This window comes from Sodalis sp. RH20 (genome assembly GCF_047324205.1).
Lineage (GTDB): Bacteria > Pseudomonadota > Gammaproteobacteria > Enterobacterales > Enterobacteriaceae > Acerihabitans.
On sequence record NZ_CP178733.1, the window covers coordinates 1,915,085 to 1,927,106 of the forward strand.

Consider the following 12,022-nt stretch of genomic DNA (forward strand, 5'->3'; position numbering starts at 1 on the left):
TATTTTTATATTCGCGCGCCGAAAAGTTCTGGTATTTTTAATAGGGGTATTCGAGATAAAATGCCTTTTATTTCAGTGGATTATAAAAACAGCCTGCCGAGGGTGCGGCGGGCCGGGCAGTAATATAGCGACTATAATTAACTTAATGCCTGTTTTAACCGCCGTTTTTAGCTATTCCCATGCAAAGTGCAAGGTTGCAGTGAATATTCATATCACTAACATAGAGAGATTGCTGTTTATCGTCTTGAAACATTGAGAGGTAAGTTTTATGCAAATGGACACGGTTGAAACGTTTTCACTGGAAGAAAACATCTGGCAAGGCCTGACCCTCAGCGCCAGCGCCGCCAGGCAAATCCGTCATCTGATGGAACAAAATTCCGCCATGCAAGGGTTACGGCTTGGCGTGAAACAATCCGGCTGCGCCGGTTTCGGTTATGTGATGGACGTGGCGACCGCTGCGGCCGAAGAAAGCGAACTGGTTTATGAGCGTGACGGCGCGCGGCTTTTTGTCCCGCTGAAAGCCATGCCTTTTATCGACGGCACGGAAGTGGACTTCGTGCAGGAAGGCCTGAATCACGTATTTAAATTCAACAATCCCAAAGCTCAACATGCCTGCGGGTGTGGCGAAAGTTTTGGCCTTTGAGCGATGAACCATTATGGCACGAAGCACTATTGAAACTCCCGAGGCGATTGACGCCGCGCAGCCCTGGATAAAAAGCGAACGTTATAAAGAAGGCTTTTTTACCCAACTGGTCACCGACGAGCTGGCACATGGCATCAGTGAAGACGTGGTGCGGGCAATCTCGGCTAAACGTAATGAACCGGAATGGATGCTGGAGTTTCGCCTTAATGCCTACCGCGCCTGGCTGGAAATGGAAGAGCCGCACTGGTTGAAAGCGCATTATAAAAAACTGGATTATAACGATTACAGCTATTATTCCGCCCCTTCCTGCGGCAGCTGCGACGACAACTGCGGTTCCCAGCCCGGCGCCATGCAGCAGCCAGGCCAGGACGCGGCCAAGAATTACCTGACCGATGAAGTGGAAAAAGCGTTCAACCAACTGGGCGTACCGGTGCGTGAAGGCGCCGAGGTAGCGGTCGACGCCATTTTCGACTCGGTGTCGGTATCGACCACGTATCGCGACAAGCTGGCGAAGGAAGGCATTATCTTCTGTTCGTTTGGCGAAGCCATCCATGAACATCCGGATCTGGTGCGGCAGTACCTGGGCAGCGTGGTGCCGCCCAACGATAACTTTTTCGCGGCCCTGAATTCCGCCGTGGCTTCCGACGGCACCTTTGTCTACATCCCCAAAGGCGTGCGTTGCCCGATGGAGCTGTCCACCTACTTTCGCATTAACGCCGCGAAAACCGGGCAGTTCGAGCGCACCATCCTGATTGCCGACGAAGACAGTTACGTCAGTTATATCGAAGGCTGCTCGGCGCCGGTGCGTGACAGCTATCAGCTGCACGCCGCGGTGGTGGAAGTTATCGCCCACAAAAACGCCGAGGTGAAATATTCCACGGTGCAGAACTGGTTCGCCGGCAGCGAATCCGAAGGCGGCATCCTGAACTTCGTTACCAAGCGGGCGCTGTGCGCCGGCGAAAACTCCAAGATGTCATGGACGCAGTCGGAAACCGGTTCGGCCATTACCTGGAAGTACCCCAGCGTTATTCTGCGCGGCGACAATTCGGTGGGCGAGTTCTTCTCGGTGGCCCTGACCAATGGACGCCAGCAGGCCGATACCGGCACCAAGATGATCCATATCGGCAAGAACACCCGTTCGACCATTATTTCCAAGGGTATCTCGGCGGGGAAAAGCGAGAACACTTACCGCGGGCTGGTGAAAATCATGCCCAGCGCCACCAATGCGCGTAATTTCACGCAATGCGACTCGATGCTGATCGGCGCGGACTGCGGTGCGCACACCTTCCCTTATGTGGAAGTGCGCAACAATACCGCCCAGTTGGAACATGAGGCGACGACCTCGCGCATCGGTGAAGATCAGCTGTTTTATTGCCGCCAGCGCGGGATCAGCGAGGATGACGCCATCTCGATGATCGTAAACGGGTTCTGTAAGGATGTGTTCTCGGAACTGCCGCTGGAATTCGCCGTCGAGGCGCAAAAACTTTTGGCTATCAGCCTGGAACACAGCGTGGGCTAATCCCGCTTTTTAGTTGCCGACTGCGCACCAGCATGTGCTGCCCGTACGGGCGCACCGAAAGTCGGGTAAAGGAAAAAATATGTTAACAGTTCGCAATTTAAACGTCAGTGTGGAAGATAACGTCATCCTCAAGGGAGTGAACCTGGAAGTCAGGCCCGGCGAGGTGCATGCGATCATGGGACCTAACGGGTCCGGCAAAAGTACCTTGTCGGCCACGCTTGCCGGGCGGGATGACTATCAGGTCACCGACGGCGAAGTGCTGTTCAAAGGCAAGGATCTGCTGGCGCTGGAGCCGGAAGAGCGGGCGGGCGAAGGTATTTTCATGGCCTTCCAGTATCCGGTGGAGATTCCCGGCGTCAGCAATCAGTTCTTTTTGCAGACCGCGGTGAACGCGGTGCGTAAATACCGGCAGCAAGAACCCCTGGACCGCTTTGATTTTGCCGATTTTATCGAAGAAAAAATCGCCTTGTTGAAAATGCCCCCCGATCTGCTGACCCGATCGGTAAACGTCGGCTTTTCCGGCGGTGAAAAAAAACGTAACGATATTCTGCAAATGGCGGCGCTGGAGCCGGACCTGTGTATCCTGGACGAGACCGATTCCGGGCTGGATATCGATGCGCTGAAAGTGGTGGCGCACGGCGTCAATACGCTGCGCAATGAACAGCGCTCTTTTATTATCGTCACCCATTACCAACGTATTCTGGATTATATAAAACCGGATCACGTGCACGTGCTTTACCAGGGCCGCATCGTAAAATCCGGCGATTTTTCCCTGGTGAAACAGCTTGAGGAGCAAGGCTATGGCTGGCTTACCGAACAACAATAATGCCCAAGCGTTGCAACAATGGCACCATCTGTTCGAAGGGCAGAGCCTGAGCCGCTCCGCCCAGGCTTATGAACACTGGCAAAGCGTCGAGCGCCTCGGCCTGCCGACGCGTAAACACGAACACTGGAAATACACGCCGCTGGACGGCCTGTTAGCGCACCGATTCGCCTTTGCGGCGGGCAAACGCCTTAGCCTGGATGAGCGCGACCGGCTGAGTCTGGATCTGGATGCCGTGCGCCTGGTGTTCGTCAACGGCCGTTTTGCGCCGCATCTGAGCGATAGCGACACCGGCTTCTGGCAGGTGACAGTCGAGCAGGGCGCCGAACGCCTGCCGTTGCCGGCGCCCATCCAGCCGGAAATCTTCCTGCACCTGACCGAGAGCCTGAGTTGCGAAACCACGCGCATTCGCCTTCCGGCGGGTAAAACGGCCGAAAAACCGCTGTATCTGCTGCACCTGAGCAGTGGCGGGGCGAACCCGGAAGAATTGAATACGCTGCACTATCGCCACCATATCGATGTGGGCGGCGGCGCGCAGGGACAGATTATCGAGCATTTCGCAAGCGTCGACGAAACCCTGGCCCATTTCACCGGGTCGCGGTTGACGCTGGCGGTAGGCGATAATGCCCGGTTGGCGCATATCAAGCTGGCGTTTGAAAACCGTGTGAGCTACCACTTCGCCCATAACGATATCCATATCGGCCGCGACGCGGTGGTGCGCAGCAGCAGCTTCCTGCTGGGGGCGGGGTTGGCCCGCCACCAGACCAGCGCCCGCCTCGACGGCGAAGGCGCCGATCTGGCTATCAACAGCCTGCTGTTGCCGTCGGGCAACGACGTGGCGGATACCCGTACCTATCTTGAACATAATAAAGGCTATTGCCTGAGCCGCCAGCTCCATAAGATCATCGCGCGCGAGCGTGGCAAAGGGGTCTTTAACGGCCTGATCAAAGTGGCCAAACACGCCATCAAGACCGACGGGCAGATGACCAATAACAATCTGCTGATGGATCGCCTCGCCGAGGTGGATACCAAACCGCAGCTGGAAATTTATGCCGACGACGTGAAATGCAGCCACGGCGCCACCGTGGGGCGCATCGACGAAGAGCAGATGTTCTACCTGCGATCCCGGGGCATTAAACGGGAGGATGCTGAAAAAATGATTATCCATGCCTTCGCCGCCGCCATTACCGAGGCGATTGATAACCAGACGGTGCGGGAAACGGTCTTGACGCGTATTGCCGATTCATTGCAGGGGGGAATAAATGTCGTATCCCATTGAACGTGTACGGTCGGATTTCCCGATTTTGGCGCGGCAGGTTAACGGACAACCGCTAACCTATCTCGACAGCGCCGCCAGCGCCCAGAAACCCAGTGTCGTCATCGATGCCGAAAGTGACTATTACCGCCAGGGATACGCCGCCGTGCATCGCGGCATCCACACCCTGAGCGCCGAAGCCACCGGCCGGATGGAAGATGTCCGCGCCCAGGCCGCGCGTTTTATCAATGCGGCCTCGACGGATGAAATCATTTTTGTCAAAGGCACCACCGAAGGCATCAACCTGGTGGCCAACAGCTACGGACGCCATTTTTTCAAGCCCGGCGACAACCTCGTCATCACCGAGATGGAGCATCATTCCAATATCGTTCCCTGGCAGATTATCGCCGGGGAAAAACAGGTGGAAATCCGGGTATTGCCGCTGCTGCCCGACGGCACGCTGGACGAATCGCGCCTGGATGCGCTGGTGGACGACCGTACCCGGCTGCTGGCGATCACCCAGGTTTCCAACGTGTTGGGCACGGTGAACCCGCTTGAGCGCCTGATCGCCCGGGCGCGGGCCGCCGCCGCCGATCTGGTGGTGCTGGTGGACGGCGCCCAGGGCATTATGCACCAGAAAGTGGATGTGCAGGCGCTGGGCTGCGATTTCTACGTCTTTTCCGGCCATAAGATCTACGGTCCCACCGGCATCGGCATACTGTATGGCAAAAAACAGCTGCTGGACCTGATGCCGCCATGGGAAGGGGGCGGTTCGATGATTCGCACCGTCAGCCTGAGCGAAGGCACCACCTTTCTGGAAGCGCCGTGGCGCTTTGAGGCGGGCTCCCCCAATACCGGCGGGATGATGGGGCTGGGCGCGGCGCTGAGCTATGTGGAGAGCCTGGGCATCGAGAATATCCACGTCTACGAGCGGGAACTGATGCGCTACGCGCTTGAGGCGCTGACGCAGGTGCCGGATCTGATCCTGTACGGTCCCGCCGACCGGGCCGGGGTGATCGCCTTTAATCTGGGCAAGCATCATGCCTACGACGTGGGCAGTTTCCTCGATCAGTATGGGATCGCCATCCGTACCGGGCACCATTGCGCAATGCCGCTGATGGCGTATTATCAGGTGCCTAGCATGTGCCGCGCCTCGCTGGCGCTCTATACCACCCGGGAAGATATCGACAGGCTGGTGGCCGGTTTGATCCGCGTGCGTCAATTGCTGGGTTAATACTGATAGCCAGGGAGAACCGTTGATGGCAAATTTGCCGGACAAAGAGAAACTGCTGCGTAACTTTTCCCGCTGCGGCAACTGGGAAGAGAAGTACATGTATATCATCGAGCTGGGCGCTCAGTTGCCGCCGCTCCCCGAGGGCGCGCGCAGCGCCGCAAACCTTATCGCCGGCTGCCAGAGCCAGGTATGGATTGTTATCGCCACCGACGACCGGGGCAATGTCCGGCTGCTGGGCGACAGCGACGCGGCCATTGTCAAAGGCCTGATCGCCACGGTGTTTATTCTTTACCAGGGATTGACGCCGCAGCAGGTCGTGGCGCTGGACGTGCGGCCATTTTTTAACGAACTGGCGCTCGGCCAGCATTTGACGCCGTCCCGCTCGCAGGGCCTGGAAGCCATGGTGCGCAGCATCAGGGCCAAGGCTGCTAACCTGTAATACCCATTGCCGCCGTCTTCTTGTGAGCCAGAATCGCGCGCCTGAGGGGGCGCCTTCTTCGCGATCACGCCCATCCCCGCCCGCAACACCGCATTGCCTGCCGCCCAGATAACACCCGGGCGCAAGGTGTGCTTGCCGCTGCGCTTAACCCGCCATCATTTTGTTCCTTTGCTAAACTCACATTATCAGCGTTATCTGATAGCGAGCGCGAGGTTTGGCTGTTAAACGTGGAGCCGGACCCCGGACTGTCGCCGCCGCGACAACGGAACAGGGTCTTCGGCTTACGATAAAAACAATGCGGGAAATCAATATGAACTATGCGCGGACCCTTAAATGCTTCGCTTTCGTTACCAGCCTCGCCGGGGGACTTCTGCTGGGGAGCTCCTCCGCCGGCGCCACCGAATATGCCCTGCCGGCGGAAAACAGCCGTTTAATCGGGGAAAATATTACCGCCACCGTCGCCAATGACGGCGGTTCGCTGGAAGCCATCGCCGCGGCGCACAAAATCGGCCTGCTTGCCATGCTGGAGGCCAATCCGGGCACGGACCCTTATCTGCCCCAGGCCGGGTCGGTCCTGACCATACCGACGCAAATGCTGCTGCCGGACACCCCGCGCAAAGGCATTGTCATCAACCTGGCCGAGCTGCGGCTTTATTATTATCCAAAAGACGAAAACAAGGTGATCGTTTATCCGATTGGCATCGGCCAGTTGGGACGCACCACGCCGGTGATGACCACCACCATTACCCAGAAAATCGCCAATCCTACCTGGACGCCGACGCCCAATATCCGCAAGCATTACCTGGAAGAGCAGGGCATCACCCTGCCGGCCGTCGTGCCGGCGGGGCCGGACAATCCCATGGGGCTGTTCGCCCTGCGCCTGGCGGCCGGCAAAGGGGTCTATCTCATCCATGGCACCAATGCCAATTTTGGTATCGGCATGCGCGTCAGCTCGGGGTGCATGCGGCTGCGGCCCGATGATATCCAGGCCTTATTCGACACAGTGCCGGTGGGAACCCGGGTACAGGTGGTCAACGATGCGATCAAGGTGGCCCAGGAACCGGATGGCAAACGGTATATTGAGGTCCATCAGCCGCTGTCGCGCAACGATCGCGACGATCCGCAGACGATGCGCATCGCCTACAGCGCCAAGGTGAAGAAATTCCTCGCCGATGGCGCTACCGACCGCGCCGTGGCCGACGAGGCCATCGCGCGCCGTTCCGGCATGCCGGTGCTGATTTCCAGCGGTGAGGCGCAAACCAGCCTGCCATCCGACGCGCCGGCGGTGCAAAGCGCTAAAGCACCGGTTAAGGCCGCGCCTGTCGCCAGCATCACTCAAAATGGCCCTGGTGCGGGCGACAGCGCGCTGTCGACACAATAAGGCATCCGAGTCCACCGGCGGCATTAACGGCCCGTCGCCGGCGGCACAGAGATGATTTCAGCGGGTATGGGCGGGGGACCGACGCCGTACACCTGGAGTGCGGTGAAAACCGGCCTGTGCGCCGCGCCAAGTGAATCCCCAGGATGACGCAGAACCGGAAAGGTAGCGCCGGGCGCCAAGAAACGGGTGGCATGGCTGGCGGAAGGCGGCGAGGGGAAGATACGGGGGCTGTGCGTACAGTTTCTCAGGCAAAAAAAATGGCGCACGTGAGTGCGCCATTTTCTAAACAAGTCTATGACTCTTATTTACGATAAGAGTGAGCTTGGTTATCTAAACGTTGGTTAGCACGGGCAGCGTCGTCTTTAGCGGCCTGAACGTCAGAACGAATAGCGGTAACATCGTTGCTGAGCTGGTCAACTTTCGCGTTCAGGGTTTGAACGTCAGAGGACAGCTGATCGATTTTAGCGTTGCTTGAACAGGCAGTCATACCCATAGATAAAACAAGAAGTGTCGCGCCCAGTACCAGTTTAGTACGATTCATTATTAATACCCTCTAGATTGAGTTAATCTCCATGTAGCATTACAAGTATTACACAAAGTATTTTCTAAGGAGAACAATTTTTAGCAATAAAGCGATTAAATTCGATTGAATGCTCAAAGAAACACCTTGTTTTACAGGGAGGTTAAAAAAAAAGGATAAACCATCACCTTCCATAAGAAAACTCCGATTAAGTCGGGGTAAAAACCAGGCCCTTTTTGTGCTATTGCGATAGAATTATTGCACGCCGTCGGAGCGGTACAACAGAATTACCGGGCGCGGCATTCTCTGCGGGCAAAAAAAAGCCTCCGGCAAGCCGGAGGCGCAGGTGGGTAAACCCGGATTTACAGCAGATGAACGGACGCAGTATTGGTCGTGCCGCTCGGTACCAGGGCACCGGACACCATGACGATGATCTCGCCTTTTTTAGCCAAGCCGGTTTCGATGGCCATGGCTTTGCCGATGCGGTAGAAATCATCGGTAGAGGCGATTTCATCCACCAATTGGCAGGTTACGCCTTTGGACAGCAGCAGCTGGCGCGCGGTAATGGCATTGGTGGTCAGCGCCAGGATTTCCGCCTTAGGGAAGTATTTACGCACCGCTTTGGCGGATTTGCCGCCTTCGGTCGCCACGACAATCAGCGGGGCTTCCAGCTTTTCGGCTGTTTCCACCGCGCCGCGACATACGGCTTCGGTGATACGCAGTTTGCGGCTGTCGTTAATGCTGTCGATGCGGCTGGGCATGACGCGGTCGGTACGATCGCAGATGGTGGCCATGATGGTCACGGCTTCCAACGGATATTTCCCCTTGGCGCTTTCACCGGACAGCATTACGGCATCGGTGCCGTCGATGATGGCGTTGGCCACGTCGCCGGCTTCAGCGCGGGTCGGGCGGGGATTCTTGATCATGGAATCGAGCATTTGGGTGGCGGTAATGACCACTTTACGTGCGCGGTTACATTTTTCGATCATCATCTTCTGGGCAAAGATCACTTCTTCCACCGGTATTTCCACACCCAGGTCGCCACGGGCAACCATGATGCCGTCGGAGGCTTCCAGAATCTCGTCAAAATTGTTCAGGCCTTCCTGATTTTCAATCTTGGAAATGATCTGGATATGTTCGCCGCCATGCTGTTTCAGGTGTTCACGAATTTCCAGGACATCGGAGCGTTTACGGATGAACGAGGCGGCGATGAAGTCCACGCCCTGTTCGCAGCCGAAGATTAAATCGCCTTTGTCTTTTTCCGCCAGCGCCGGCAGGGCGATGGAAACGCCCGGCAGGTTAACGCCTTTGTTTTCGCCCAGGTCGCCGTTGTTTAACACCTTGCAGACCACGGTGGTATCGGTAACGTCGATAACTTCCATGCCCAGCAGGCCGTCATCCACCAGCACGGTATTGCCGACCGACAGGTCCTTGGCAAAGCCCGGGTAGGTGACCGCGACGCGTTCTTTGGTGCCGACTACCGTCTGGTCGGTGGTGAACGTAAAGGTCTGGCCGGCGGTAAGGGAAACATCGTTGCCGTTTTCCAGTTTCATGGTACGGATTTCCGGCCCTTTAGTATCGAGCAGGATGGCGGCTTTCTTGCCGGTTTCCTGCAGGATGGCGCGCAGGTTGGTAATGCGGTTGCCGTGTTCTTCAAAGTCGCCGTGGGAGAAATTAAGGCGCATGACGTTCATGCCCGCGTTCAGCAGCTTTGACAGCATTTCTTTCGATTCAGTTTTTGGACCGATGGTACAAACGATTTTTGTCTTTTTCATAACAATGATATCTGCAAGTTGTGTTGGATGATAAATCTGATATATCGCCGGTGAATATCGACGACGAAAAATTGTGCAGCCTTGCGAGCCTGTTCCCCATGTTCAAGGATAGGAGACAAAAGTGAGAAAATGATGAAAATATAGCTAAATTATCTGGCCGAACGTGCCGGCAAGCGGTAGTGGATAAGTCTGTTTTAATTAGTATTTGGCAAATCAACGGGGCTTAAGCCATTCAATTGAAATAACGTTTTGTATTATAGTTATTGGGCCGGCGGAAACAAGATAAAAACAGCACAAATAATGCGTAAGCCGTGAAAAAGAGTGCATTTGTGGTAAATATGCAAATTTTTAGTATCAAGTGTTGCGCAGATGCACAATAAAATCGGTAACCGGTGCGCAACAATGGACGTAAATACCAGCAACAGATAACAATAACGCCATGTGGGATTAACACCACGGGATCCCGGATGTTTGTTTTGCCGGCCGCTTTTAGGTTGACGTAACGGAGAGAAAAAAAGAAGAAAATGCAGGTAACTGCGTTCACCAGCGGGGTACAGACCAGGGAGGAAAATAATATGGTGCGTCCGAGTGGACTCGAACCACCGACCCCCACCATGTCAAGGTGGTGCTCTAACCAGCTGAGCTACGGACGCACAAGAAGTGGTGCGTTCTAATGGACTCGAACCATCGACCCCCACCATGTCAAGGTGGTGCTCTAACCAGCTGAGCTAAGAACGCATTTTACACATCGCCATCTGCCTGACAGCGGGACGAATATTAACGGGCAATATCACCGCATGCAAGAGGAAAAAGCGTTTTTTACCGCCCGCGACCGACAACTGCCCATCTAATACACAGCGTGCCGGTTTTTTAACCGCCAGGGCGCCGTCAGCGCGCCGCCCGATTGAGAATCAGCCGTGAGGGCTGGCGCTGCAGCCAAAGCATACGCAGCGTCATCAGCAGTGCCGCCGACGTCAGGCCGATGATAAAGCCTGTCCAGAAACCGCTCGGCCCCATGGCCGGCACGACATAATCCGTCAGCGCCAGCACATATCCGCACGGCAGGCCCAGCAACCAGTAGGCGGTAAACGTAATGAAAAAAATCGAACGGGTGTCTTTGTATCCGCGCAGTACGCCGTTGCCAATCACCTGGATCGAATCGGAGATCTGGTAGATGGCCGCCAGCGCCATCAGATGGGAGGCCATCGCCACCACCGCCGGCGTATCGTTATACAGCCGGGCGATTTCCACCCGGTACAGGAAAGTGCATACCGCGGTCACGCAGGCCAGCATAACGCCCATGCCCAGGCTGGTCCAGGCGGCGACCCGCGCTTGTTCCACATCATTTTGCCCCAGGCGGAATCCGACGCGGATCGTGGCAGCGACGCCCATCGACAGCGGCAGCACGAACATCAGGGAGCTGAAGTTCAAGGCTATTTGATGTCCCGCCACCGCGACGATGCCAAGCGGCGTCACCAACAGCGCAACCACGGCGAACAGGGTAACTTCAAAGAACAGCGACAGGGCGACGGGTAAACCCAGGCCGGCCAGCCGGCGCAGCGCCGTCCAGTCGGGCCGGGAAAACCCGCCCGGCAGATGCAAATCCTGAAAGCTGCCGGCCCGGCGCATATAAAGCCACATCACCACATACATGAGCCAGTAGACGGATGCGGTGGCGATGCCGCACCCCACGCCGCCCATGGCCGGGATGCCGAATTTGCCGTAGATGAAAATGTAATTGATAGGCACGTTGGCAAGCAGGCCGAGAAAACCTATCGCCATACCGGGCTTGGTTTTGGACAGACCGTCGCATTGGCAACGCAGCACCTGGAAAAACAAATAGCCGGGCGCGCCCCACAGCAGGTAATGCAGGTAGGCGACAGCTTTTTGCGCCAGCACGGGATCGACATGGCGCATTCTCTCGATGACCAGGCGGCAGTTATACAGCACCGCCATAACCAAAATCGCCGCGGCCGCCGCCAGCCAGAATCCCTGGCGTACCTGATGGGCGATACGTTCGCGCCGCCCGGACCCGTTCAACTGCGCGATAACCGGCGTGAGGGCCAGGATCAGACCGTGGCCGAACAGGATGGTGGGCAGCCAGATGGACGTGCCGACGGCAACCGCCGCCATATCCGTCGCGCTGACGGAGCCGGACATGATGGTATCGACCACGCCCATCGACGTTTGGGCTATTTGCGCGAAAATAACCGGTATGGCCAAGGACATTAATGTACGCGCTTCCAGGAAGTACTTCTGCACGTAGGCACCTATGGTTTTATGTGTATGGAATAAGCAGGCGAAAGTTAACATAAAGGTTAAAAATCTGCGGCATAGTGTAAAGCATTTGTCCGGTTATACCAGTGCGGGACGACACAAATCCGTGCGGCGGCGGATTTGGATTTCCTGGGGAAATCGTGCACACTAGCCTGA

Annotated in this window: 10 protein-coding genes and 2 tRNA genes; 7 read left to right on the forward strand and 5 right to left on the reverse strand. The window is 56.4% G+C overall.

What is annotated here, in order from left to right; translation table 11 throughout:
- Positions 1-268 precede the first annotated feature (268 nt).
- The 7 genes from sufA to ACL2XM_RS08930 all read left to right on the forward strand — a co-directional run bounded on the left by sufA (position 269) and on the right by ACL2XM_RS08930 (position 7,294).
- Complete coding sequence (gene sufA, locus ACL2XM_RS08900) at positions 269-643, forward strand: Fe-S cluster assembly scaffold SufA (RefSeq protein ID WP_410015011.1); 375 nt, start codon at positions 269-271, stop codon at positions 641-643.
- A gap of 13 nt (positions 644-656) precedes the next feature.
- Positions 657-2,162 (forward strand): Fe-S cluster assembly protein SufB, encoded by a 1,506-nt coding sequence (sufB, locus tag ACL2XM_RS08905; protein ID WP_410015012.1) that lies wholly within the window; start codon positions 657-659, stop codon positions 2,160-2,162.
- Between the two features lie 79 nt (positions 2,163-2,241).
- The gene (gene sufC / locus ACL2XM_RS08910) at positions 2,242-2,988 is read left to right on the forward strand and encodes a Fe-S cluster assembly ATPase SufC (protein WP_410015013.1); all 747 of its coding nucleotides are present in this window, start codon (positions 2,242-2,244) and stop codon (positions 2,986-2,988) included.
- Entirely contained in the window at positions 2,963-4,264 is a 1,302-nt protein-coding gene (sufD, locus tag ACL2XM_RS08915; protein WP_410015014.1) for a Fe-S cluster assembly protein SufD, read from the forward strand. Before sufC ends, sufD begins: the two co-directional genes overlap by 26 nt.
- Entirely contained in the window at positions 4,248-5,474 is a 1,227-nt protein-coding gene (gene sufS, locus ACL2XM_RS08920) for a cysteine desulfurase SufS (protein ID WP_413722898.1), read from the forward strand. Before sufD ends, sufS begins: the two co-directional genes overlap by 17 nt.
- A gap of 25 nt (positions 5,475-5,499) precedes the next feature.
- The gene (gene sufE / locus ACL2XM_RS08925; RefSeq protein WP_410015016.1) at positions 5,500-5,913 is read left to right on the forward strand and encodes a cysteine desulfuration protein SufE; all 414 of its coding nucleotides are present in this window, start codon (positions 5,500-5,502) and stop codon (positions 5,911-5,913) included.
- Positions 5,914-6,223: 310 nt separating this feature from the next.
- Positions 6,224-7,294, forward strand: a complete 1,071-nt coding sequence (locus tag ACL2XM_RS08930; RefSeq protein WP_410015017.1) for a L,D-transpeptidase family protein — start codon at positions 6,224-6,226, stop codon at positions 7,292-7,294.
- A gap of 301 nt (positions 7,295-7,595) precedes the next feature.
- Here ACL2XM_RS08930 and ACL2XM_RS08935 read toward each other — a convergent pair whose 3' ends face one another.
- The 5 genes from ACL2XM_RS08935 to ACL2XM_RS08955 form a co-directional block, all read right to left on the reverse strand.
- A complete protein-coding gene (locus ACL2XM_RS08935) occupies positions 7,596-7,835 on the reverse strand; it encodes a major outer membrane lipoprotein (protein ID WP_410015018.1) in 240 nt (79 codons plus the stop codon).
- A gap of 341 nt (positions 7,836-8,176) precedes the next feature.
- Positions 8,177-9,589: a pyruvate kinase PykF gene (gene pykF, locus ACL2XM_RS08940; RefSeq protein WP_410015019.1), complete on the reverse strand. Its 1,413-nt coding sequence runs from the start codon at positions 9,587-9,589 to the stop codon at positions 8,177-8,179.
- Positions 9,590-10,165: 576 nt separating this feature from the next.
- Positions 10,166-10,242 (reverse strand) — tRNA-Val (locus ACL2XM_RS08945).
- An 8-nt stretch (positions 10,243-10,250) separates the two neighbouring features.
- Positions 10,251-10,327: transfer RNA gene (locus ACL2XM_RS08950), tRNA-Val, on the reverse strand.
- 150 nt (positions 10,328-10,477) lie between these two features.
- Positions 10,478-11,851: an MATE family efflux transporter gene (locus ACL2XM_RS08955; RefSeq protein WP_410015020.1), complete on the reverse strand. Its 1,374-nt coding sequence runs from the start codon at positions 11,849-11,851 to the stop codon at positions 10,478-10,480.
- Positions 11,852-12,022 lie beyond the last annotated feature (171 nt).